Here is a 24,740-nt window from a genome sequence, read left to right as displayed (position 1 = left end):
ACGGCCTCATCGCTGCTATCTACACAACTTTCAGAAACTGACGAACTCTCCTGTGGCGAGAGGGCTTGCCCCGCGCTGGGCTGCGAAGCAGCCCCAAAACCAGCCGCTGCGGTGTATCTGGTACAACGCATTCTGCTTATTGGGGCTGCTTCGCAGCCCAGCGCGGGGCAAGCCCGCTCGCCACAGGGAAGGTCGTCAGTCTCGGAAGGTTGTGTAGATACCGATGCTGCGATAAGGACAGTCGCCATAAGCGGATTTCCGCTCATCACCCAGAAATCATCAGCGACTTTCCGCTCAAAAATTCCCCCCAACCCTTCTAAACCGGGCCTTCACCTGCTTGGCACAGCTCCTGCTATAGCTTGCGCCAGGCTGCGCTGACGCGCGCTCCACAAAAACAATGACATGAAGGATCCTTCAATGGATAACTCCAACTCCCTGCCTCTGGGGTCGGCCGCCGTGCCGGCAAAAGAACGCACTACCTCCAGCCGGATCAAGTCGATCTTCAGCGGATCGGTCGGCAACATGGTCGAGTGGTACGATTGGTACGTCTACGCCGCCTTCTCGCTGTACTTCGCAAAAACCTTCTTCCCGAAAGGCGACACCACTGCCCAACTGCTCAATACCGCCGCGATCTTCGCCGTAGGCTTCCTGATGCGCCCGATCGGCGGCTGGTTGATGGGGCTGTACGCTGACAAAGTCGGGCGTAAAAAGGCCCTGATGGCCTCGGTCTACCTGATGTGCTTCGGCTCATTGCTGATTGCCCTGAGCCCGGGCTATGAAATCATCGGTATCGGCGCGCCGATCCTGCTGGTATTTGCCCGTTTGCTGCAGGGCCTGTCGGTGGGCGGCGAATACGGCACCTCCGCCACTTACCTCAGCGAGATGGCGACCAAGGAACGTCGTGGTTTCTACTCCAGCTTCCAATACGTGACCCTGATCTCTGGCCAGCTCATCGCATTGGCGGTGCTGATCGTGCTGCAACAGCTCCTCACCACCGAAGAACTGTATGCCTGGGGCTGGCGTATCCCGTTCGCCATTGGTGCCCTGTGCGCGGTGGTGGCCCTGTACCTGCGACGCGGCATGGAAGAAACCGAATCGTTCACCAAGAAGGAAAAAGCCAAGGAAAGCGCCATGCGCACCTTGATGCGCCACCCCAAGGAACTGATGACCGTGGTCGGCCTGACCATGGGCGGCACCCTGGCCTTCTACACCTACACCACCTACATGCAGAAGTACCTGGTGAACACAGTCGGCATGAGCATCTCCGACTCCACCACCATTTCTGCGGCCACGCTGTTCCTGTTCATGTGCTTGCAACCGATTGTCGGCGGCCTGTCGGACAAGGTCGGTCGCCGACCGATCCTGATTGCCTTCGGCATCCTCGGGACGCTGTTCACCGTGCCGATCCTCACCACCCTGCACACCGTCCAGACCTGGTGGGGTGCGTTCTTCCTGATCATGGCGGCGCTGATCATCGTCAGCGGCTACACCTCGATCAACGCGGTGGTGAAAGCCGAGCTGTTCCCTACCGAAATCCGTGCACTGGGTGTAGGCCTGCCTTACGCACTGACCGTGTCGATCTTCGGCGGCACCGCCGAATACATCGCGCTGTGGTTCAAGAGCATCGGCATGGAAACCGGCTACTACTGGTACGTGACCGCGTGTATTGCCGTGTCGTTGCTGGTCTACATCACCATGAAAGACACCCGCAAGCATTCGCGGATCACCACCGACTGACCAGCAAGATGCAGTAAACCCTGTGGGAGCGGGCTTGCCCGCGATAGCGGTGAATCAGTCAACGGATGTATCGACTGACACTCAGTTATCGCGGGCAAGCCCGCTCCCACATTGGGTTTCGCAGTTCACACAATTGCGTGCACTATCGTGTCCTTTCCGGAACCACCAGCAGGAACCCTGTCCATGCCCGACGATATCCACTTCTACGAACCCGCCAACGGCCACGGCCTGCCCCATGACCCGTTCAACGCCATCGTCGGCCCGCGGCCAATTGGCTGGATTTCCTCCCAGGACAACGAAGGCCGCCTGAACCTGGCGCCCTACAGTTTTTTCAACGCGTTCAACTACATTCCGCCGATCATTGGTTTTTCCAGCGTCGGGCGCAAAGACAGCCTGAACAACATCGAGCAGACCGGCGAATTTGTCTGGAACCTGGCCACGCGCCCACTGGCCGAGCAGATGAACCAGAGCTGCGCCGCCGTGTCACCCGAGGTCAACGAGTTTGAACTGGCCGGGCTGACGCCGGTGGCGTCCAAGGTGATTGCCGTGCCCCGAGTGGGCGAAAGCCCGGTGTCATTCGAGTGCAAGGTTACGCAGATCATTCAGCTGCAGCGGGCTGACAAGGAACTGGTGCCCAGTTGGCTGGTGCTTGGCGAAGTGGTCGCGGTGCATATCGCCAAATGGCTGCTCAAGGATGGGGTATACGACACGGCGGCTGCCGAGCCGATTCTGCGAGGTGGTGGGCCGGCGGATTACTTCCAACTGGGCCCGGAAGCGCTGTTCAAGATGTACCGCCCTGGTGCCGGCAAACCCTGATTGGATGGAATGCAATTAAAAATGTGGGAGCGGGCTTGTGTGGGAGCGGGCTTGCCCGCGATAGCGGTGTATCAGTCGACTCATGTATCGACTGACACTCAGTCATCGCGGGCAAGCCCGCTCCCACACAAAACCCGCTCTCACATTTGGAGCAGTGGCGCTCTTTAGTTTGCTGCGGTCGCCCAGGCCAACTGACCCTCTTCATCGATATCGATCAAGCGCTCCAATTGCTGGGCCGCCGCATCGTCAGCGTCATCAGCAGTCTTGAACAATTGGCCATCGAGGATCTTGTGAAAGCGCGGGGCGCTCATGCCATCCAGTGCCTTGACGGCGATGGCGGCGCTATAGCCCCCCTGGTCTTCACGCACTAGGGCGGAAACAGCTTCGTGGTGGGCAAACTCTTTACGTGCCATGTTGCAGGTCCTGGCCAATGGAAAGTCGGCCATTCTAAACCCTAACCGGCCAATTGCAGGTACTCGCCGTAGGCATTGGCCGCGGATGCGTCGGTGAAGGTCTGGAAGTCCATGCTGCGCACGACCATGTCGTTCAACAGCTCGGTAAACAGCATCAAGGCCGGCGAGTTGAAGTAGGCACTCATCGCCTGTTCACTGCTCCAGAAACCTGAGACCAGCCATACATCGGGGTCAACCTGAGAGTGCTGCAACGAGAACTGCAGGCAACCCTGAGCCTGGCGGCCCGGTTCGATCAAACTGCTCAAGCGCGCACCCAGTTCGGTGCTGCACCCGCTGCGGGCGCGGATAAAGGCCATATGGCTCGCGGGAATGGGGGTGGACATGTTCGACTCTCCCGTTGAGAAGTGATGCTCGGCAGGCACTGTGGGGGCGTGCTGCCACAGGATCAAAGATACGGGCGCCTGCCCCTGGCCGGTTAGTCGATTCCTGCCGGCTTATTGCACAATCCTGCCAGAAGCCTGGAAAGACGGTTTGGCGCCCGCCTTTATTCCACGCATAGGCGCCTTGTTTCAGGGAGATGACAGGCCATGGGCTTGCCTGATTCAAGACGCGCCGCAGGATCAGGCAAGGATTGTGCAGAATCGACCTAACACGACTGGAACACGCACCGCTAAGCTGTGCCCATCAAAGAAGCATGCAGAGGACGCCCCATGTCGTCGCCCGAACAGCAGTCCATTCCCCTCGATGCCGAGATGGAAAAACAGCGCGCCGAACTGGCCGGTATCGTGCACAGGCATACCTGGGAGGACGGTTCCTACGGCACGGCGATCACGTCGTTGTACCTGAACCGCCACAACACGCCGCGCGATTTCATGCCGGTGCTGGTGGAACCCGCCCTGTGCATCCTCGCCAACGGCAGCAAGGAGGTGCGCCTGGCCGACGAAATCTTTGCCTACGACCCGCTCAACTACCTGGTGTTCTCGGTCGCAATGCCGGTGGCCGGGCGGGTCATCGACGCCACGCCCGAAGACCCCAACCTGTCGGTGCGGATCAATATCGACCCGGCGCAACTGACCGCCTTGATTGCCGAAGCCGGCCCGATGGGCGTGCCTACACGCCCGACATCGCGCGGGATGTATGTCGACCGGATCGACACCCAGTTGCTTGATGCCGTACTGCGCCTGGCACGCCTGCTGGATACGCCCAAAGACATCGCGATGTTGGCGCCGTTGATCAATCGCGAAATTCTCTACCGTCTGCTGCGTGGGCCACAGGGCTATCGCCTGTACGAAATTGCCGTGGCCAATAGCCAAAGCCATCGGGTCAGCCGTGCGATCACCTGGTTGAACGGTAACTACGAACAACCGCTGCGCATCGACGACCTGGCCAAGGAAGTGAATCTGAGCGTGTCGACCCTGCACCATCGCTTCAAGGCCATCACCGCCATGAGCCCGCTGCAGTACCAGAAACAGCTACGCCTGCAGGAAGCACGACGGCTGATGATCGCCGAAGGCCTGGAGGCCTCGGCGGCGGGGTATCGGGTGGGGTATGAAAGCCCGTCGCAGTTCAGCCGGGAATACAGCCGTTTGTTTGGCGCGCCGCCGTTGCGCGACTTGGCCAGGCTACGCCAGAGCATCTGACCCAATGCTCCTACAGGGTGACGCGGTGTTGTTTAGTCCAGGGTCCGGGGCAGTTGCAAGGTCACCCGTAGGCCACCTTCGCGCAAATTCTGCAGGCTGACTTCGCCGCCATGGCTGTGGGCGATATTGCGTGCAATCCCCAACCCCAAGCCATAGCCCTGCTGCTGACCGGCCAGGCGAAAGTGCGGTTCGAAGACCTGTTCCAAACGCTGTTCCGGCACACCCGGCCCCTCGTCATCCACATGCAGGATGAACTGCGCACCATCGTCCTCGATACGCAGGTGAGCGTTCTGCCCGTACTTCAAAGCATTGTCGATCAGGTTGCCAATGCAGCGCTTGAGCGCCAGCGGCTTGCCCGGGTAGGCCGTCAGCGCCCGACCGTGCTGCGTCACCCGCCCATTGCCATGGGGCGCCAGGTACGGTTCCACCAGACAGTCGAGCACATGATTGAGGTCCACCGGCTCGATGTTCTCGTGGATATCGGTGTCCTTGACGCACTGCAACGCGCCCTTGACCAACAGTTCCAGCTCATCCAGGTCACGGCCGAACTTGGCTTGCAGCTTTTCATCTTCCAGCAGCTCCACGCGCAGCCGCAGGCGTGTGATCGGCGTGCGCAGGTCGTGGGAAATTGCGCTGAACAACTGGCTACGTTCGGTCAGGTAGCGGCTGATCCGCTCGCGCATGGCATTGAACGCACGCCCCACTTCCACCACTTCGCTACCACCACCTTCGGCCACCGGTTCCACGTCGGCGCCCAGGGACAGGTCCCGCGCCGCCCGCGCCAGGCGCTTGAGCGGCCGGCTCTGCCAATGCACCAGCAAACCGATAAACAGCAGCAGGAAGCCACTGGTCAGCACGATAAACCACACCTGTTGGGAGGGCAGGCCCTGTTCTTCGAGGCTGGTGTAGGGTTCGGGCAGCAACGAGGCGATATACAGCCACTCGCCGGCGCCCAACTCGATCTGCGTCACCAGCACCGGCGGGTTGACCGGTTCCAGGGTCAATGCGTAATGCGCCCAGGAACGTGGCAACTCATCGAGCTTGAGCCCGGCATTGAAAATGCGCAGGTCTTCGGCACTGACAAACTCCACCGAAAAATGCACGTCACTGCCCAGGGTCTGGCGCAGCACTTCATCCACGGCACCGAGCACCGCCTGTTTGCGCGGGGTTTGCGGCAGGATCTGCATATCCAGGGGCTTGTCGTTGAGCGTTACGACAAAGCGCGTACCGCCCATGCTGCGCAACTGGTCAAGCACCAGCGGCCGATAAGCCACCGGCAGTGAGCGGAAATAGCTGACGCTGGCAGTCATCGAGTGGGCCAGGCTGCGGGCGCTGGTGACCAGGCCTTCGAGCTGGGTAGCGCGCAATTGCGACACCCAGATCACACTGGATAAAGCCTGGGCAAACAGCACTGCCAACAGGGTCAGCAGCAGCATGCGCCCCAGCAATGAGCGCGGCACCGGAATACGCCGGCGCTCAGTGGGCATTGCTGGCAACCACACTGGCCGCCAGTTGGTAACCGCTGCCACGTACGGTGCGGATCAACCGTGGAGGTTTCTCGGTATCGCGTAGGCGTTGTCGCAGGCGGCTGACCGCCATATCCACAATTCGATCGAGGGGCATCAGGTCACGGCCACGGGTGGCGTTGCCAATGGTGTCGCGATCAAGGATTTGCTGCGGATGATCAAGGAACAGCTTGAGCAGGGCAAAGTCGGCGCCGGACAGGATGACTTCCTCACCATCGAGGTGAAACAGCCGATGGCTGATCATATCCAGCCGCCACTCATCGAACACCAGCACATCGCCGCCGGTACGTTCCTGGCCAAACTGGCAGCGGCGCAGCAGGGCCTTGATGCGGGCCTGCAATTCTCGCGGGCTGAAAGGTTTGCCGATGTAATCGTCGGCGCCCAGTTCCAGGCCGATGACCCGGTCGGCTTCGTCGGAACTGGCGGTGAGCATGATGATCGGCACCTGGGCCTGGCGCGGGTGCTGGCGTACCCAGCGGCAGAGGCTGAAGCCGTCTTCGTCGGGCAGCATCACGTCGAGGATCACCAAGTCGCACGGAGCCTCGTCCATGGCCTGGCGAAACCCCGCGCCATTGGGCACGCCCCGCACCTGAAAGCCGGCGCGGCTGAGGTAGGTTTGCAGCAACTCGCGGATTTCCTCGTCGTCATCGACGAGGAGAATGGATTTACTGATTACGCTCACGGGGGCCTCCTTGTTGTTATGGGCCAAGCCTTGAAGCATGGGTTGTTCTCAGGGGCCTCATCGCGGGCAAGCCCGCTCCCACCGTTGGAATGCATTCTCCTGTGGGAGCGGGCTTGCCCGCGATGAGGCCATCACTGCCTACGCAAATGCCTGTTCGAGCGCCACACCCGCGCCGGTCAACCCCGAATACGGCGCCGTCACCAACCACACCGGGATCCCCTTGAAGTAGTCACTCATGCAGCCTTTGTCAGAAAAGCTCTTGGCAAAGCCACTGTTGATAAAAAACTCGGCAAACCGCGGGATCACCCCACCCACGATATACACACCGCCCCGGGCACCCGTGGTCAGCACGTTATTGCCGGCGACGCGGCCCAGCCAGATGCTGAACTGGTCGAGGACCTCCAGCGCAACCGGATCGCCAGCCAGCCCCGCCGCTGTAATCGCCTCTGGGGTTTCCATTACCGCCGGATGACCGTCCACCGCACAGATCGCCCGGTACAAACGTGGCAATCCGCCGCCGCTCAGGGCCGTTTCGGCGCTGACATGCCCGATCTCGTTGTAGATGTGCTGCCACAACTGGGTTTCCCGGGGGCTGCTCAAGGGCAGGTCGACATGCCCGCCCTCCCCCGGCAACGCTGCCCAACGGCCGGCGCCCAGGTCGAGCAAGGTGCCCACGCCCAAGCCCGTTCCAGGGCCAATCACCACCGCCGGGCGCCATGGTTCCGGGGTGCCGGCGCACACCACGCGGTATTCGTCGGGTTGCAGGCGGGTCATGCCCAGGGCCATGGCCGAGAAGTCATTGACCAGCAGTAGCTCGTCCACTTGCAGGGCCTTGCAGAACGCGGTCTTGCTCAGGCGCCAGTGGTTGTTGGTGAACTTGAACTCATCACCGCTTACCGGCCCGGCGACCGACAGGCACACCGCGCCTATGGAGCCCGGCTCCAAGCCTTCCTCGGCGAGGTAGACCTTGATCGCTTCCTCGGGGCTGGCGTGATCCGCCGTGGCCAACACTCGGATCGAATGCAGTGCCTGGTCCCGCCACAACGCGAACCGGGCGTTGGTACCGCCAATATCACCTACCAGCGCAAGCTTCACTTAAGTGTCTCCAGGGCAGAGGTAAAGGCGCTGGCGCCCTGCTCTGCGGAGCTTGCGGCCAGACGCATAAATGCAAACAGCTCGCGACCGGCCCCCACGTTATTGCCCAACAGGCCCGTGGCAGGCGCGCGCGCTGCAAATTCTTCGGCGTCCACCTTAAGCTCCAGGGTGCCTTTGACGCCATCGACGCGAATGATATCGCCATCCCGGACCCGCGCCAGCGCCCCACCGCGCTGCGCTTCGGGGCTGACGTGAATCGCGGCGGGAATCTTACCCGAGGCGCCGGACATGCGCCCGTCTGTCACCAGTGCCACCTTGAAGCCACGGTCCTGGAGCACGCCGAGGAACGGCGTCATCTTGTGCAATTCCGGCATGCCATTGGAGCGCGGGCCCTGGAAGCGCATCACGGCGACGAAATCCTTCTCCAACTGGCCGGCCTTGAACGCATCGGCCAGGTCCTGCTGGTCCTGGAACACCACGGCCGGCGCTTCGACGATTTGATGTTCGAGGGCCACCGCCGAGACTTTCATTACCCCACGGCCGAGGTTGCCTTGCATCACACGCAAGCCGCCCTCCGGGGAGAAGGCACGGGCGACGGGGCGCAGGATGGTTTCGTCGAGGCTTTCGATCGGGCCTTCGCGCCAGACCAGTTCACCGTCCACCAGGAACGGCTCGCGGGTGTAGCGGCTCAGGCCGTGACCGGCGACGGTGTTGACGTCTTCGTGGAGCAGCCCGGCTTCCAGCAGCTCGCGGATCAGGAACGACATGCCGCCCGCCGCCTGGAAGTGGTTGATGTCAGCCTTGCCGTTCGGGTAGACGTGGGACAGCGTCGGCACCACTTCCGAGAGGTCGGCCATGTCCTGCCAGGTAAGAATGATGCCCGCCGCCATGGCGATCGCCGGCATATGCAGGGTGTGGTTGGTCGAACCGCCGGTGGCGTTGAGGGCGACGATGGAGTTGACCAGGGATTTTTCGTCGACGATCTCGCCAATCGGCGTGAAGTTGCCATTGGCCTTGGTCAAGCGCGTGACCTGGTGCGCAGCTTCACGGGTCAGCGCATCGCGCAGCGGCGTGTACGGGTTGACGAACGAGGCGCCCGGCAAGTGCAGGCCCATGACTTCCATCAGCAACTGGTTGGTATTGGCGGTGCCGTAGAAGGTGCAGGTGCCGGGGCTGTGGTAGGACTTCATCTCCGATTCCAGCAGCTCTTCACGGCTGGCCTTGCCTTCGGCATAGCGCTGACGCACGTCGGCCTTCTGCTTGTTGGAGATCCCCGACGGCATCGGCCCACCGGGCACGAAGATCATCGGCAGGTGGCCATAACGCAGGGCGCCCATCATCAGGCCTGGGACGATCTTGTCGCAGATCCCCAGCATCAGCGCGGCGTCAAACATGTTGTGGGACAGCGCTACCGCCGTGGACATGGCAATCACTTCGCGGCTCAGCAGGCTCAGCTCCATCCCAGGCTCGCCCTGGGTCACGCCGTCGCACATGGCCGGGGTGCCACCGGCGAACTGGCCGACCGAGCCAACCTCGCGCAGGGCTTTCTTGATCTGTTCCGGGAAGTGTTCGTAGGGCTGGTGCGCCGAGAGCATGTCGTTATATGACGAAACAATTGCCACGTTGGCAGCGTTCATCATTCGCAGGCTGTTTTTGTCTTCGGTGCCGCATCCGGCCACGCCGTGGGCAAAGTTGGCGCATTGCAGCTTGCCGCGCATCGGCCCGTCGCTGGCCGCGCCGCGAATCAGCGCAAGGTACGCCTCACGGGTTGCCCGGCTGCGGGCGATAAGGCGTTCGGTGACCTCAAGTACGCGGGGATGCATGTGTAGAACTCCAGGCTAACGGATGTGGCGACCTGAAAGTCTATGCTGGTCAAAAGCCCGCCGCGCAGAGGTTGGCAGGGAGTTACTTGACCAATCGGACCAGTTGATTCAGGTCACTCGTTGTAGATTGAACAAAATATTGCCACTAAAAAGGCTTGTTTTCTATTTTTATGCGAATAATCTTGTAATTCTTACAACAAATCGACGACAGGCGCTTTCAAATGACTCTTCGAATTGCAATCAATGGTTTTGGCCGCATTGGCCGCAACGTCCTGCGCGCACTTTATACCCAAGGCTACCGCCAGGATTTGCAGATCGTCGCCATCAACGATCTGGGCGACAGTTCGATCAATGCCCACCTGCTCAAATACGACACCGTCCATGGCACTTTCGATGCAGAGGTCGCTCACGATCAGGAAAGCCTGACCGTCAATGGCGACCGGATTGCCGTCAGCGCCATTCGCAACCCCGCCGACCTGCCGTGGGCTGCACACAAGATCGACGTGGTGTTCGAATGCACCGGCCTGTTCACCGATCGTGACAAGGCTGCCGCCCATATTAGCGCCGGTGCGCGCAAGGTGATCATCTCTGCCCCGGCCAAGGGCGCGGATGCGACCGTGGTCTACGGGGTGAACCATGACATTTTGCGTCAATCGCACCAGATCATCTCCAATGCGTCCTGCACCACCAACTGCCTGGCGCCTGTCGCCCAGGTGCTGCACCGCGAACTGGGCATTGAAAGCGGCCTGATGACCACCATCCACGCCTACACCAATGACCAGAACCTGACCGACGTCTACCACACCGACCCGTACCGCGCCCGTTCGGCCACGCAGAACATGATCCCGAGCAAGACCGGCGCCGCCGAGGCGGTGGGCCTGGTACTCCCGGAACTGGCCGGCAAGCTGACCGGCATGGCGGTGCGGGTGCCGGTGATCAACGTGTCGCTGGTGGACCTGACCGTGCAATTGAAAAAAGAAGCCACGGCCGATGAGGTCAACGCGCTGCTCAAGGAAGCCAGCCAACACTCGAAAATCCTCGGTTACAACACCTTGCCGCTGGTTTCCAGCGACTTCAACCATAACCCGCTGTCGTCGATCTTCGATGCCAACCACACCAAGTCCAGCGGCAAGCTGCTCAAGGTATTGGCTTGGTACGACAACGAATGGGGCTTCTCCAACCGCATGCTGGATAACTGCCTGGCGCTGTGTAACGCCGAATAACTCCACTGAAAACCTGATCGACCCGATCACTGTAGGAGCGAGCTTGCTCGCGAGAAACGCAAAGGCGCCACGCTCATTCAGGATGCCAGCGTTATCGTTGACGATCTTCGCGAGCAAGCTCGCTCCTACAGGGTTGAGCAGATTGCAGCAAAGTGATACTTGCCATTTGCGTTGATGATAAGCATTATCATTAACTGCCTATCGGTCTGGTACCCCCGTGAGCCTATCTCGCTTCAATCAAGTCTTCCTCAGCCAACGGCTGGTGCTGCTGCGAACCCTGCAGCGGATGGTGAACAACCACAGCACCGCCGAGGACCTGTTGCAGGAAACCTACCTGCGCGTGACGCGGGCCCTCAGCGAACGACCGATTGATCACCTCGAACCTTTCGTGTTCCAGACCGCGCGCAACCTGGCTCTGGATCATCTGCGCTCGCGCAGGATCCAGTCCCGCACCTTGCAGGAAGATGTCCCGATGGACGTTCTGCAAAGCGTCGCCTCCCCAGTCACCGCCCCTGAAGATGCCGCCCACGCCGAGCAATTGCTGGAGCACCTGAGCGTCAGCCTCGGGCAGTTGAGCGCCCGTCAGCAACAGATCTTTATCCTCAGCCGCCTGCACGGCTGCAGCTATCAAGAGATCGCCGACCAGTTGCAAGTGTCCTTGAGCACCGTGCAAAAGGAACTGAAGTTGATCATGGCCATCTGCATAGGTGTGGCCGAACGACTCGATCACCCTTAAGCTTTGTCGGGACAAGCCGACAGAAATGTCGCAAAAATACGCAAGACACTGAATAAAACGTGGCGAAGACCCGAGGAACACCGTGACGGACCCGAACAAACTGCATCCCCATGAGCTGGCTCATGAGGTGTTGCAACATGCGGCTATGGACCAAGCCCTCGACTGGCTGATCGCGTTGCAGTGCCCGCAGCCTGGGCAGCAAGCCGAGTTCCAGGCCTGGCTGGATGCCGACCCGAGTCACGCCCAAGCCTTCGCCAAGGCCCAGGCCGCCTGGGGCGGTGCGCCCGTGCACAGCGCCGCCGTGGCCCTCAATGCACCACGCAAACCCAGCGCCTGGCGGCGGATCAAGCCGCACTGGAAGCCCCTGGCCACGGCGGCGGTGTTGCTGCTCGGGCTGTTCAGCTTCAGCAACCTGCCGGTACGCCTGCAAGCCGACCATTTGACCGTGGTCGGCGAGCGCCAGCGCTTGCAACTGGATGACGGCTCCAAGGTACTGCTCAATACCAATTCGGCGTTTTCCAGCACCATCGACGAGCATCAGCGCATTGCCCGCCTGTATCAGGGCGAGGCGTTTTTCGAAGTCGCCGCCAACCGCGGCCTGCCCCTGCAAATCGACGCCGGCCCGGTGCGCGCCAGCGTCAGCGATACGGCATTTGCCGTGCGCTACCTCAACGGTGAGGCGCAGGTCCAGGTGCAACGCGGGGATGTCGACCTGAGTACCACTTTCGGCAACAACCGGGTGCGCCTGAGTGCCGGCGAGAGCATCCGCGTCGGCCCCAAGGGCTTCGGCCAGCCAGCCAAGCTCGATGCCACCAAGGAACTGGCGTGGGTCCAGGGCCGGCTGATCTTTGAAAACTGCCCGATGAGCGAGGTGCTGGCTGAGCTGCGGCGCTATTACCCGGGCTGGATCGTCAATACCAATGAGCAACTGGCCAGCGTCGCCGTGACCGGCAATTACCGCCTGGACCAGCCGCTGGACGTGGTGCGCTCCCTGGCCCACATCACCTCGGCCAAGCTCTCGGAATTCCCGGCGCTAGTCATTCTCAACTGAGAATAATTATTTTTACTCGATAGCCCCTGCTGGTACGTCTCGTCTTAGCCAATGCAACTGATTCCTATTTGATTCAGGCTCGCAACTATAAGACTCGTCCCTCGGAGCGCTCTCGATGTCCTCTCGTTTCAACCGCCGGTCCTCTTCGCCTACGCTGTGCCTGCTGACCGCTGCCATCCTGCTGGCGGGCAGCCCGATGCTGACGGCCAATGCCGCCGAACCTGCAGCGCGCAGCCACGCCAATTACACTTTCAGCATCGAGCAGCAACCCCTGGTATCGGCACTCAACGCCTTTACCGCCGTCACCGGCTGGCAGATCGGCCTGCCAGCCGAACTGGGCCAAGGGGTTTCCTCCCCCGGCGCGCGCGGTTCGCTGACCCCGGAAAAAGCCCTGGACCGGCTGTTGGTGGGGACCAATCTGAACTACCGCAAACTGGGCAATAACAACATCGTCCTGGAAAAGCGCACGGCGGGGAGTGCCATCACCCTGCAACAAATGACCATCAGCGCCACCCGCACGGAACAGGCGGTCGATAGCGTGCCCAGCACCGTCAGCGTGCATGAGCGCGAGGAACTGGACCGCCAGAACGTCAACACCATCCGCGAACTGGTGCGCTACGAGCCCGGTGTCTCGGTCGGCGGTGCCGGCACCCGCTCCGGTAATTCGGGCTACAACATCCGTGGTATCGACGGTGACCGCATCCTCACCCAGGTGGACGGCGTAGAAGTCCCGGACAACTTCTTCAACGGCCCGTACGCCAAGACCCGCCGCAACTATGTCGACCCGGAAATCGTCAAGCGTGTGGAAATCATCCGCGGCCCGGCCTCGGCCCTGTACGGCAGCAGCGCCATCGGCGGCGCCGTCAGCTACTTCACCCTAGACCCAGATGACATCATCAAGCCCGGCCAGGACGTGGGCGCACGCCTGAAGACCGGCTACAGCTCAGCCGACGAAAGCTGGCTGACCTCCGGCACCGTCGCCGGGCGCGTCCAGGACTTCGATGGCTTGCTGCACCTGAGCCAGCGCAATGGTCACGAGATGGAGTCCCACAACGGCAACAACGCCACCGGCCTGGCCCGCACCGGCGCCAACCCGGAAGACGTACGCACCACCAACGTGCTGGCCAAGCTGGGCTGGAACTACGGCGATGAAAACCGCCTGGGCCTGACGTACGAAAAGTACAAGGACGATCGCGACATCAATCAGAAAAGCGCGGTGGGTGGGCTTTTCCTCCAAGGTCAAGGCATGAACTTCTATCGTGACCGTCGCGGTAACGACACCATCACCCGCGAACGTTTTGGCCTGGAAAACAAGTTTGCACTCGACGCCCCGTTTGCCGATCACATCAAGACCAGCCTCAACTACCAGATTGCCAAGACCGACCAGTCCACCGCCGAGATCTATCAGGTGGGCCGTCGCGTGCTGCGTACCCGTGACACTCTCTACGAAGAAAAACAGTGGGTGTTCGACGCCCAACTGGACAAAGCCTTCGCCATCGGCGACACCGATCATGTCGTGACCTATGGCACCACGATCAAGCAACAGAAAGTCACCGGTTCGCGCGAAGGCGCGGCGACCTGCCTGGCTGTCGGTGCCGGCTGTACGGCCATCGGTGCCCCAAGCCCATCGCCCAGCGACAGCGTGAAAAAAGCCAGCGACTTCCCTGACCCAACCATCAACAGCTACGCGCTGTTCGCCCAGGATCAGATCAGCTGGAACGACTGGACCTTCCTGCCCAGCCTGCGCTACGACTACATCCAGCTCAAACCCAAGCTGACCGAAGAGTTCCTCAACACCACCGACCCGGACCGTGAGTTTCCCCACGACGACTCGAATAAAACCTGGCACCGCTTCTCGCCGAAACTCGGCGTGACCTACGCGTTGACCGAGCAATACACCTGGTTCGGCCAGTACGCCGAAGGTTTCCGCACACCATCGGCCAAAGCGTTGTACGGCCGCTTTGAAAACCTGGATGTAGGCTATGTCGTCGAGCCCAACTCCAACCTCAAGCCGGAAACCAGCAAGAGCTATGAAACCGGGATTCGTGGCAATTTCGACGCCGGTAATTTCGACGTCGCGGTGTTCTACAACAAGTACCGCGACTTCATCGACGAAGACAACGCCGCGCTGGGCCCGTCTGGCACCATCTTCCAGCCAGGCAACATCAAGCGCGCCACCATCAAGGGCATGGAAGTCAAAGGCCGCTTGAACCTGGACGCCTTCGGCGCACCGCAAGGCCTGTACACCAAAGGCGCGATTGCGTACGCCCACGGTCGCAATGACGAAACCGGCCAGCCGCTCAACAGCGTCAACCCGCTCAAGGGTGTGTTTGGCCTGGGCTACGACCAGGATAACTACGGTGCGCTGGTCAGTTGGACCCTGGTCAAGCAACAGAATCGAGTGGACAGCACCACCTTCTTTGCACCGGACGGCATCACCGCCAACGGCCCGTTCAAGACTCCGGGCTTTGGCATCGTCGACCTGACGGGTTTCTACAAAGTCACCAACGATCTGACCGTCAACGGCGGCCTGTACAACCTGACCGACAAGAAATACTGGAACTGGGATGACGTGCGCAGCTACGACGGTGTGGGTGAAGCCGGCGTGACCTCGCCGGCCAGCCTGGACCGGCTGACCCAGCCCGGTCGCAACTTCGCGATCAACCTGATCTGGGACATCTGATCCCTGCAACCCCACCCCGCCGGATTTATCGCCAGCGGGGTGAGGTTTTTTTACTGTGACGCGTCTTCTTGTTCGTCTAGTAATAACAGCCTGGCAATAAGGCGCTTTTCCTTCTCAAGGACATCCCATGACCGCTTCCACCACCGCAGAACGTGCAAGCCTGCGCTCCCAGCGCCTGAACCAGATCACCAACGAGCCACACACCAAGCTCGACGCACTGGTCAAGGCCCACGCCCCGTTCGAAACCCAGGCCAACTTCGCCCGTTTTGTCGTCGCCCAGTACCTGTTCCAGTCGGAACTGGTGGCGCTGTACAACGATCCCGAGCTGATCAAGCTGTTCCCGGACCTGGCCGAGCGCTGCCGCGCCGAAGCCGCCAAACTGGACCTGGCCGACCTGGAAACCGAAGTACCCGCCCCTGTGGCCGGTGCCGTGCATAACCCGAGCAAGGCCCAAGCCCTGGGCTGGCTGTTCGTGTCCGAAGGTTCCAAGCTTGGCGCTGCGTTCCTGATCAAGCGCGCCGTCGGCCTGGGCCTGAGCGAAACCTTCGGTGCCCGCCACCTGGGCGAACCAGCCGGTGGCCGTGCCGAAGGCTGGAAGAGCTTCACCCGTACCCTCGACGGCCTGGAACTGAGCGCCGAAGAAGAAGCGGCAGCGGAAAAAGGTGCGGTGGATGCATTCGTACGCTTCACCGTGTTGCTGGAACAGGCGTACGCTAGCGCCCCAGAACTGGCCTGATCCCCTGCTGGTGTAGGAACCAGCTTGTTTAGGAACCAGCTGTTTAGGAGCTGGCTTGTGTGGGAGCTGGCTTGCCTGCGATGCAGGCGCCTCGGTGTATCAGGTGGACCGAGGCGATGCCATCGCAGGCAAGCCAGCTCCCACACAAGCCAGCTCCCACACAGGCCAGCCTCTACATATTGATCGCACTGCACTTTCAGATTTTTCGCACCCCATACAAATCGTACCTATGACCGGCACAACCCAATCCTCCTCCAAACTCGCCCGAATCCTGTTCGGCCTGCTGGCCTACGTCAGCCTGGGGATCGGCTTGATTGCGATTGTCGTGCCGGGCCTGCCCACCACCGAATTCATCCTGCTGGCTGCCTGGGCTGCCACCAAGAGTTCGCCACGCCTGAGCGCCTGGCTGGAAAACCACCGCCTGTTCGGGCCGATCCTGTTCAACTGGCGCAACGGCAAGATCATTGCCCGCCGGGCCAAGGTCAGCGCCACCGTGAGCATGCTGCTGTGTGCCGGCCTGATGCTGGTGGTGCTCGATCACGGCTGGCCGATCTACCTGGCCATCGCCGGGATGAGCCTGGGCAACCTGTGGATCTGGTCACGCCCCGAACGCCTCGCGCAAACCGCGACCTGAGCGCTACCGCTGATCGCCTGCCCCTCATGAATTACCCGCCGGTGCCGATGTTGCGGGCATAGCGCCGAATGGACTTGGCCGTTGCCCTGCTTGCACACCAACAAGTCCAATCGCGAGTAAGCCCATGTTCGACACCCTCTCCATCCGCTTGAAAATCGTGCTGCTGTCTGGCCTCTGCCTGTTGGGGGTGATTGCATTGATCGTCAGCCTGAACATCTACCAGACCAACCGGAACGACCAACTGGTCAGCGCCTCCAGCTCGCGCATGCTCACCACCAGCGTGGAGAACCTGCTCCAGTCCAAGGCCGCCGAGCAAGCCGTGCAGCTACAGAAAGCCTTCGGCGAGAGCCTGTTGGTGGTCACCGCCCTCGCCGACCAGGTCAAGGACTTGCGCAACATGGCCGCCAAGCGCTCGCTGGAAGCCGGGGCCGTGCGCGAGGAGCTCAACCAGCGGATCAAGACCGCCTTCGAGCGCAATACCAAGGTGCTGGGGATCTGGTTGTCGTTTGAACCCAACGGCCTGGATGGCAGGGACAGCGAATTTGTCGACGACAAACTGCGCGCTTCCAACGAAGTCGGGCGCTTTTCCAGCTACTGGAGCCGCGCCGGCGGTGAAGGCCTGAACACGGTGATGGTGGAAGCGGACCTGACCAAGACCACCCTCAACCTTAGCGGTACGCCCTACAACATCTGGTACACCTGCCCACGGGATACCCGCAACGTTTGCCTGCTGGACCCGTACGCCGACGAAGTCGCCGGCAAGGCGATGCTGATGACCACTATCTCGCTGCCGCTGCTGGCAGATGGCAAGGTGATTGGTGTGATCGGCGTCGATATTGCGCTGGACGCCCTGCAAGCGGCGGCCAATACCGCGCAAAAAGAATTGTTCGATGGCGCGGGGATCATGGAAATCCTCTCCAGCAGCGGCCTGATCGCCAGTTACAGCGGTGAGCCGGACAAGGTCGGCAAAAGCATCGTTGATGTGCTGGGTGGCGAAGGCAAAGAGATCGTGCAACTGCTGGCCAGTGACACGCGCAAGGTGCGCGAGCAAGACGACACGATCCGCGCGGTGTACCCAGTCAAGCCGATTGCCGAGGCCAAGCCCTGGGGCGTGGTGATCAAGCTACCCAAGGACGTGCTGCTGGCCGATTCGGTCAAGTTGCAAGGCGTGCTCCACGACGCCCAGGCCCGAGGCACACTGCAAGCGCTGCTGGTGGGCGCCGCAGCCGGCCTGCTGGGGCTGTTGCTGATATGGCTGACGGCCACAGGCGTGACTCGCCCGATCAACAGCGTGGCAGCGATGCTCAAGGACATTGCCAGCGGCGACGGCGACCTGACCCAACGCCTGGCCTACACGAAAAAAGATGAACTGGGGGAGTTGGTCAGTTGGTTCAACCGCTTCCTCGACAAGCTGCAACCGACCATTGCCCAGATCAAGCAGAGCATCACCGAAGCCCGAGGCACTGCCGATCAATCCTCGGAAATCGCGCGCCAGACCAGTGAAGGCATGCAGGTGCAGTTCCGCGAGATCGACCAGGTGGCAACCGCCTCCAACGAGATGAGCGCCACCGCCCATGATGTGGCCAACAGCGCCTCTAACGCTGCCAGTGCAGCTCGCGGCGCCGATCAGTCAGCCCGCGAGGGCCTGGCGATCATCGAACGCAGCACCCGCGATATCACCACCCTTGCCGAGGAAGTCAGCAAGGCCGTGACCGAAGTTGAAGCCCTGGCGGTCAACAGCGAGCAGATCGGCTCGGTGCTGGAAGTGATCCGCAGCATTGCCGAGCAGACCAACCTGCTGGCCCTCAACGCCGCAATTGAAGCCGCGCGCGCCGGGGAAAGCGGGCGGGGTTTTGCGGTGGTCGCAGACGAAGTGCGCAACCTGGCGCGACGCACCCAGGATTCGGTGGAGGAAATCCGCCTGGTGATCGAACGCATCCAGAGCGCGACCCGTGGGGTGGTGACCACCATGCATTCGAGCCAGAGCCAGGCGCAGAGCAATGCCGGGCAGATCCAACAAGCCGTACAGGCCCTGGGCAAGATCAGTGATGCGGTGACGGTGATCAGCGACATGAACCTGCAAATCGCCAGCGCCGCCGAAGAACAAAGCGCCGTGGCCGAAGAGGTCAACCGCAACGTCTCGGCGATCCGTACCGTGACCGAGACCCTGACCGGCCAGGCGACAGAATCAGCGGCGATCAGCAGCCAGTTGAATGCATTGGCCAACCAGCAGATGAAACTGATGGATCAGTTCCGGGTGTAGACCCAAATACCCATGTGGGAGCCAGCTCCCACACAGTGTGAGGTTAGAGCCCGGTCCAGGCACTGACAAACGCGGTGAGGTCTTCCTTTGCCGCCGTACGCGGCGGGTTCTGCGCGGTACCCAGATACAGGAAGCCAATCACCTCCTCACCCGCGCTCAACCCCAACCCCTTGGCCACATGCGCCGAATACGACAACTCCCCGGTGCGCCACACTGCGCCAATCCCCTGGGCATAGGCCGCCAGCAGAATACCGTGGGCCGCACAGGCCGCCGCCAGCAGTTGCTCGGACTTGGGCACCTTGAAGTGTTCTTGCAGACGGGCAATCACCACCACCACCAACGGTGCACGCAACGGGCCGTTCTGTGCCTTGTCGATCACCGCTTGCGGGGCCGCGGGGTCTTGCAGGCGGGCCGCTTCGGCCAGCAGAGTGCCCATCTGCTCGCGAGCCGGGCCTTCCACGGTGAGAAAACGCCAAGGCCGCAACTGGCCATGATCCGGCGCACGCATGGCTGCCGCGAACAGCACTTCGCGCTGTTCGGCAGTCGGCGCCGGCTCCAGCAGGCGCGGCACGGAAACACGGTTGAGCAAAGCGTCGAGAGCCTGCATTGGCCACCTCCAGGAAAAATGTGCGGCCATTCTAGCGGGAATGCATCAGATTGGAGCAAACGATAATTGCTCTTATTCAATCCGCCCCGCCCTGTTAGACTTTGCCCCCTGAATTTCATCCACCGTCGCCCGTCTTCCAGGATTATCGATGCCCCGTTTGCTTCTTCGCCTGTCTGCACTCTTGGTGGCCGTGAGCCTGAGTGCCTGCGATGACGCCGCGCCGCCGACGTTTACCCAGGCGGAGCCGGGTGAGGCGCGTTCGGGAGGCAGCACGACGGTAAGGAAGACAGACCAGAATGCCTTTTCGCTGCCTTCAGCGAACCTGGCGCCGACCCGTCGCCTGGACTTCAGCGTCGGCAACAGCTTTTTCCGCAATCCGTGGGTGATCGCCCCGGCCACTACCACCGCCCGCGATGGGCTGGGGCCGCTGTTCAACACCAATGCCTGCCAGAACTGCCACATCAAGGACGGGCGCGGCCATCCGCCCTTGCCCGAGGCCAGCAATGCGGTGTCGATGTTGGTACGTCTGTCGATCCCGGATTCGCCGCCCTATGCCAAGGTCATCGAGCAACTGGGTATCGTCCCCGAGCCGGTGTACGGCGGGCAGTTGCAGGACATGGCCGTGCCCGGCGTAGTCCCGGAAGGCAAGGTGCGGGTCGACTACACGCCGGTCAACGTCACATTCAAGGACGGCACAGTGGTCGAGTTGCGCAAGCCGAGCCTGCAGATTACCCAGCTCGGCTACGGGGCGATGCACCCCGATACGCGGTTTTCCGCCCGCGTGGCTCCGCCGATGATCGGCCTGGGTTTGCTCGAAGCCATCAGCGACGCAGACATCCTGCAAAACGCCAGCAAACGCCCGGACAAAAACGGCGTGTTCGGCCGCCCGAACTGGGTCTGGGATGATGCCCGACAAAAAACCGTGCTCGGCCGTTTCGGCTGGAAAGCCGGGCAACCGAACCTCAATCAACAAAATGTTCACGCGTTTTCGGGTGACATGGGCCTGACGACCAGCCTGCGCCCCTTCGATGACTGCACCGACGCACAGGTTGCCTGTAAGCAGGCGCCCAACGGCAACGGCGAAAATGGCGAGCAGGAAGTCAGCGATAACATCCTGCGCCTGGTGCTGTTCTATACCCGCAACCTGGCCGTACCGGCGCGCCGTGATGTCAACGAACAACAAGTGCTGGCCGGCAAGAACCTGTTCTTCCAGGCTGGCTGCCAGTCGTGCCATACGCCGAAATTCACCACCGCAGCCAACGCCGCTGAACCTGAGCTGGCCAACCAAGTGATCCGCCCCTACACCGACCTGTTGCTGCACGATATGGGCGAGGGCCTGGCCGATAACCGTACCGAATTCAAGGCCGGTGGCCGCGACTGGCGCACGCCGCCGTTGTGGGGCATCGGCCTGACGCAAAACGTCAGTGGCCACACCCAGTTCCTGCATGACGGCCGCGCCCGCAACCTGCTTGAAGCCGTGCTGTGGCACGGCGGTGAAGCCCAGGCGGCGCAGCAGCATGTGTTGTCATTTAGCGCCGAGCAGCGCGCCGCGTTGCTCGCGTTCCTGAATTCTCTATAAGCTTTGCCCCAATTAATGAAGGGAGCTCGACATGTTCCGTCCCAAGTTGTTGTTCACCAGCCTTGCCGCCCTCGCCCTGGGCGCTTGCTCGCCACAGGATCCGCAAGCGGTTACTTCGGCCGCCATCGCCAAGCAAGTGATCCTGCCGACCTACAGCCGTTGGGTCGAAGCTGACCGGCAACTGGCCGTCAGCGCCCTGGCTTACTGCCAAGGCAAGGAATCCCTGGAAACCGCCCGCGCCGACTTCCTCCACGCGCAAAAAGCCTGGGCCGAGTTGCAACCGCTGCTGATCGGCCCGCTGGCCGAGGGCAATCGTGCCTGGCAGGTGCAGTTCTGGCCCGACAAGAAAAACCTCGTCGGCCGCCAGGTCGAGCAACTGGCCACCGCCCAGCCGCAGATCGATGCCGCCGCCCTGGCCAAGTCCAGCGTCGTGGTGCAAGGCCTGTCGGCCTACGAATACATCCTGTATGACGCCAAGACCGACATCGCCAACGACGCCCAGAAAGCCCGCTACTGCCCGCTGCTGATCGCCATCGGCGAGCGTCAGAAACAACTCGCCGAGGAAATCCTCGCCAGTTGGAACAGCACCGACGGCATGCTCGCGCAGATGACCAAGTTCCCCAACCAGCGCTACGCCGATTCCCACGAAGCCATCGCCGAACTGTTGCGCGTGCAGGTCACGGCCCTCGACACCCTGAAGAAAAAGCTCGGCACGCCCATGGGTCGCCTGTCCAAGGGCATCCCCCAGCCGTTCCAGGCCGATGCGTGGCGCAGCCAGTCGTCCCTGCAAGGCTTGCGAGCCAGCCTCGCGGCGGCCCAGACCGTGTGGGTCGGGGTCGACAACAAAGGCCTGCGCGGTCTGCTGCCCGCCGACCAGAAGCCGTTGGCCGAGAAGGTCGATGCGGCCTACGCTGCTTCCCTGAAACTGTTCGACAGCAACCAGCGCTCGCTCAACGACCTGCTGGCCGACGACGCCGGGCGCCAGCAACTCAACGATATCTACGACAGCCTCAACGTCGTCCACCGCCTGCACGAAGGCGAATTGGCCAAGGCGCTGGGCATCCAACTGGGCTTCAACGCCAACGACGGTGACTGATGATGCTCAGGCGACAGGCTTTGGCCATCGGCAGCGTGCTGCTCAGTGCAATTACTCTGGGCGGCTGGACGCTGTTCAAGCGCAAGGGCGACAGCCCGCTGCTGCTGTCGGCCCGGGATGATGGCGACGGCAAGCACTACGCCGTGGGCTATCGCCTGGATGGCACCCAGGTGTTCGCCACCCAGGTCGGCCAGCGCTGCCACGACATCATCAACCACCCGACCCTGCCCATCGCCCTGTTCGTGGCCCGCCGCCCAGGCACCGAGAGCTACCTGGTGGACCTGCGCGACGGCACGCTCCTGCAAACCGTGACGTCCCAGGCCAACCGGCACTTCTACGGCCATGCGGTGATCCACAAGAGCGGCGACTGGCTGTACGCCACCGAAAACGACACCACTGACCCGGGTCGCGGCCTGTTGGGCGTGTACAAGTTCGAAGGTGAGCGCCTGGTGCACACGGGTGAGATTTCAACCCACGGCATCGGCCCGCACCAGGTGTCGTGGATGCCCGACGGTGAAACCCTGATCGTGGCCAATGGCGGTATTCGCACCGAGGCCGAGAGCCGGGTCGAGATGAACCTCGACGCCATGGAGCCCAGCCTGGTGCTGATGCAGCGCGACGGTACGCTGTTGAGCAAGGAAACCCTCGGCCAGCAGATGAACAGCGTGCGCCATATGGGGATCGCCAGCGATGGCACGATCCTCACCGGGCAACAGTTCATGGGCCCGTCCCAGGAGCGTTCCGAGCTGTTGGCGATCAAGCGTCCGGGCCAGCCGTTCGTGGCGTTCCCGGTGGCCGACGAGCAATTGCAGGCCATGGGGCACTACACCGCCAGCGTAGCCGTGCACAGTGAGTTGCGCCTGGTGGCACTGACCGCACCACGGGGCAATCGCTTTTTTATCTGGGACATGGACAGCGGCGAGCTGCGCCTGGACGGGCCGTTGCCCGACTGCGCCGGCGTGGGTGCAGTGGCGGATGGGTTTGTCGTGACTTCAGGCCAGGGCCGCTGCCGCTTCTACGATTGCCGGCAGCCACAACTGGTGGCCAAGCCCCTGGAATTGCCGGCAGGGCTCTGGGACAACCATCTGCATCTGATCTGATCGCAGGCGCCGGCTTGCCGGCGCCTACAGGGGGGCTGACGGCAAAAAATGCCAGTTGGAATCCCCCAGGCACTCGGAGTAATGTGCCAAATCGTTCGTCTTCGTCTGCCTCAGTTTTTTCCAAGGAACCGGAATATGCTGCGTCGTCGCATGCTGATCATGTTGGCCGTTGCCCTGCTAATCGTCCTGCTGTTGGCGGGCTATAAGGCCTTTTCCATCTATCAGCAGATTCAGGTCTTTTCCGCGCCCAAACCACCGATCAGCGTGGCGGTGGCCACGGCGGTCGAACAGCCCTGGCAACAGCGCCTGCCGGCGGTGGGTACACTCAAGGCGTTGCAAGGGGTGAACCTCGCCCTGGAGATTGCCGGCACCGTCAAGAACGTGCAGTTCGAGTCCGGGCAAAAGGTCAAGGCCGGGCAACCGCTGGTGCAACTGGACAGCGCAGTGGAAGACGCCCTGCTGCAAACCGCCCAGGCCGACCTCGGCCTGGCCCAACTCGACTACGGGCGCGGCAGCCAACTGGTGGGCAGCCAGGCGATCTCCAAGGGCGAGTTCGACCGACTCTCGGCGCAACTGCAAAAAAACAAGGCCACGGTCAACCAGCTCAAGGCGTCCCTGGCCAAGAAACACATCGTCGCGCCATTCAGCGGCACCATCGGCATTCGCCAGGTGGACGTCGGCGACTATCTGGCCAGCGGCACGGTGATCGCCACCTTGCAGGACCTGAGCAGCCTCTACGTGGACTTCTATGCGCCCGAGCAATCGGTGCCCAAGCTGGCGGTCGGCCAGGAGGTACAGGTGCATGTCTCGGCCTACCCGACACTGACCTTCCCCGGCACCCTCAGCGCCATCAACCCCAAAGTCGAAAGCAGCACCCGTAACGTACTGGTGCGGGCAACCCTGGCCAACCCGGATAACAAACTGCTGCCGGGCATGTTCAGCAGCCTGCAAGTGCTGTTGCCCGATCCGCAGGCACAGGTGGTGATCCCGGAAAGTGCGATCACCTACACCCTCTACGGCAACTCGGCCTATGTGGTGGCGCAGAAGAAGAGCGAAGACGGCAGCCTCGAAAAGGATGCCAACGGTCAACCGATATTGATCGCCGAACGGCGCTTTATCGAGACCGGCGAGCGGCGTGACGGCCTGGTGCTGGTGACCAAGGGCCTGAGCAGCGGCGAGCAAGTGGTCAGCGCCGGCCAACTCAAGCTCGACACCGGCGCGCATATTGCTATCACCGCAGACAAAAACCTGCCGGCCACTCCTGGCCAACCTCCGCGCAACGACGGTTCAAGGAACTGAG

Annotated in this window: 21 protein-coding genes and 1 pseudogene; 15 read left to right on the top strand and 7 right to left on the bottom strand. The window is 61.8% G+C overall.

What is annotated here, in order from left to right; translation table 11 throughout:
• Positions 1-417 precede the first annotated feature (417 nt).
• Complete coding sequence (locus tag FIV38_RS11350; protein WP_029295432.1) at positions 418-1,737, top strand: MFS transporter; 1,320 nt, start codon at positions 418-420, stop codon at positions 1,735-1,737.
• Positions 1,738-1,920: 183 nt separating this feature from the next.
• Positions 1,921-2,553 carry a flavin reductase family protein gene (locus FIV38_RS11345; protein WP_029295430.1) on the top strand — a complete coding sequence of 211 codons (633 nt, stop codon included), beginning with the start codon at positions 1,921-1,923 and terminating at the stop codon, positions 2,551-2,553.
• Positions 2,554-2,717: 164 nt separating this feature from the next.
• Here FIV38_RS11345 and FIV38_RS11340 read toward each other — a convergent pair whose 3' ends face one another.
• Together FIV38_RS11340 and FIV38_RS11335 are read right to left on the bottom strand one after the other, a co-directional pair.
• Positions 2,718-2,999: a hypothetical protein gene (locus tag FIV38_RS11340; protein ID WP_032866945.1), complete on the bottom strand. Its 282-nt coding sequence runs from the start codon at positions 2,997-2,999 to the stop codon at positions 2,718-2,720.
• 8 nt (positions 3,000-3,007) lie between these two features.
• Entirely contained in the window at positions 3,008-3,349 is a 342-nt protein-coding gene (locus tag FIV38_RS11335; protein WP_029295426.1) for an antibiotic biosynthesis monooxygenase family protein, read from the bottom strand.
• A gap of 327 nt (positions 3,350-3,676) precedes the next feature.
• Here FIV38_RS11335 and FIV38_RS11330 point away from each other — a divergent pair, with 327 nt between their 5' ends.
• Complete coding sequence (locus FIV38_RS11330) at positions 3,677-4,606, top strand: AraC family transcriptional regulator (RefSeq protein ID WP_029295424.1); 930 nt, start codon at positions 3,677-3,679, stop codon at positions 4,604-4,606.
• Positions 4,607-4,638: 32 nt separating this feature from the next.
• Here FIV38_RS11330 and FIV38_RS11325 read toward each other — a convergent pair whose 3' ends face one another.
• The 4 genes from FIV38_RS11325 to edd form a co-directional block, all read right to left on the bottom strand.
• Positions 4,639-6,066 (bottom strand): ATP-binding protein, encoded by a 1,428-nt coding sequence (locus FIV38_RS11325; RefSeq protein ID WP_166647890.1) that lies wholly within the window; start codon positions 6,064-6,066, stop codon positions 4,639-4,641.
• A 16-nt stretch (positions 6,067-6,082) separates the two neighbouring features.
• A complete protein-coding gene (locus tag FIV38_RS11320; protein WP_186350717.1) occupies positions 6,083-6,853 on the bottom strand; it encodes a response regulator in 771 nt (256 codons plus the stop codon).
• Positions 6,854-6,952: 99 nt separating this feature from the next.
• Positions 6,953-7,909 carry a glucokinase gene (locus FIV38_RS11315; protein WP_146492555.1) on the bottom strand — a complete coding sequence of 319 codons (957 nt, stop codon included), beginning with the start codon at positions 7,907-7,909 and terminating at the stop codon, positions 6,953-6,955.
• Complete coding sequence (edd, locus tag FIV38_RS11310) at positions 7,906-9,732, bottom strand: phosphogluconate dehydratase (RefSeq protein WP_146492553.1); 1,827 nt, start codon at positions 9,730-9,732, stop codon at positions 7,906-7,908. The genes FIV38_RS11315 and edd overlap by 4 nt, the downstream gene beginning before the upstream one ends.
• A gap of 221 nt (positions 9,733-9,953) precedes the next feature.
• Between edd and gap the strand changes: the two genes are divergently transcribed.
• From gap to FIV38_RS30915, 8 genes and pseudogenes are all read left to right on the top strand, one after another.
• Positions 9,954-10,955 (top strand): type I glyceraldehyde-3-phosphate dehydrogenase, encoded by a 1,002-nt coding sequence (gene gap / locus FIV38_RS11305; RefSeq protein ID WP_029295415.1) that lies wholly within the window; start codon positions 9,954-9,956, stop codon positions 10,953-10,955.
• 217 nt (positions 10,956-11,172) lie between these two features.
• Positions 11,173-11,691 (top strand): RNA polymerase sigma factor, encoded by a 519-nt coding sequence (locus FIV38_RS11295; RefSeq protein WP_092237871.1) that lies wholly within the window; start codon positions 11,173-11,175, stop codon positions 11,689-11,691.
• Positions 11,692-11,773: 82 nt separating this feature from the next.
• Positions 11,774-12,742: a FecR family protein gene (locus FIV38_RS11290; protein WP_070994454.1), complete on the top strand. Its 969-nt coding sequence runs from the start codon at positions 11,774-11,776 to the stop codon at positions 12,740-12,742.
• 115 nt (positions 12,743-12,857) lie between these two features.
• Positions 12,858-15,425, top strand: a complete 2,568-nt coding sequence (locus tag FIV38_RS11285) for a TonB-dependent receptor (RefSeq protein ID WP_092237874.1) — start codon at positions 12,858-12,860, stop codon at positions 15,423-15,425.
• 127 nt (positions 15,426-15,552) lie between these two features.
• Positions 15,553-16,161, top strand: a complete 609-nt coding sequence (locus tag FIV38_RS11280) for a biliverdin-producing heme oxygenase (RefSeq protein WP_092237877.1) — start codon at positions 15,553-15,555, stop codon at positions 16,159-16,161.
• 229 nt (positions 16,162-16,390) lie between these two features.
• A complete protein-coding gene (locus FIV38_RS11275; RefSeq protein WP_092237880.1) occupies positions 16,391-16,795 on the top strand; it encodes a YbaN family protein in 405 nt (134 codons plus the stop codon).
• A 124-nt stretch (positions 16,796-16,919) separates the two neighbouring features.
• Positions 16,920-18,200: pseudogene (locus tag FIV38_RS30920) on the top strand (methyl-accepting chemotaxis protein); the annotation flags it as partial.
• Positions 18,201-18,302: 102 nt separating this feature from the next.
• Positions 18,303-19,058 (top strand): methyl-accepting chemotaxis protein, encoded by a 756-nt coding sequence (locus tag FIV38_RS30915; RefSeq protein WP_371128906.1) that lies wholly within the window; start codon positions 18,303-18,305, stop codon positions 19,056-19,058.
• Positions 19,059-19,101: 43 nt separating this feature from the next.
• Here FIV38_RS30915 and FIV38_RS11265 read toward each other — a convergent pair whose 3' ends face one another.
• Positions 19,102-19,665 carry a nitroreductase family protein gene (locus FIV38_RS11265; protein ID WP_092237887.1) on the bottom strand — a complete coding sequence of 188 codons (564 nt, stop codon included), beginning with the start codon at positions 19,663-19,665 and terminating at the stop codon, positions 19,102-19,104.
• Positions 19,666-19,813: 148 nt separating this feature from the next.
• Between FIV38_RS11265 and FIV38_RS11260 the strand changes: the two genes are divergently transcribed.
• The 4 genes from FIV38_RS11260 to FIV38_RS11245 all read left to right on the top strand — a co-directional run bounded on the left by FIV38_RS11260 (position 19,814) and on the right by FIV38_RS11245 (position 24,739).
• A complete protein-coding gene (locus tag FIV38_RS11260) occupies positions 19,814-21,244 on the top strand; it encodes a di-heme oxidoreductase family protein (RefSeq protein WP_070994459.1) in 1,431 nt (476 codons plus the stop codon).
• A gap of 31 nt (positions 21,245-21,275) precedes the next feature.
• The gene (locus FIV38_RS11255) at positions 21,276-22,340 is read left to right on the top strand and encodes an imelysin family protein (protein WP_029295394.1); all 1,065 of its coding nucleotides are present in this window, start codon (positions 21,276-21,278) and stop codon (positions 22,338-22,340) included.
• 2 nt (positions 22,341-22,342) lie between these two features.
• A complete protein-coding gene (locus tag FIV38_RS11250; RefSeq protein ID WP_029295392.1) occupies positions 22,343-23,440 on the top strand; it encodes a DUF1513 domain-containing protein in 1,098 nt (365 codons plus the stop codon).
• Between the two features lie 135 nt (positions 23,441-23,575).
• Positions 23,576-24,739 carry an efflux RND transporter periplasmic adaptor subunit gene (locus FIV38_RS11245; RefSeq protein WP_092237889.1) on the top strand — a complete coding sequence of 388 codons (1,164 nt, stop codon included), beginning with the start codon at positions 23,576-23,578 and terminating at the stop codon, positions 24,737-24,739.
• The last annotated feature ends 1 nt before the right edge of the window (position 24,740 follow it).

Origin of the sequence: Pseudomonas proteolytica (genome assembly GCF_007858275.1) — a bacterium.
Lineage (GTDB): Bacteria > Pseudomonadota > Gammaproteobacteria > Pseudomonadales > Pseudomonadaceae > Aquipseudomonas > Aquipseudomonas proteolytica.
Note: the sequence above shows the minus strand (reverse complement) of the source record. Positions and strands in the feature narration are given on the sequence as shown.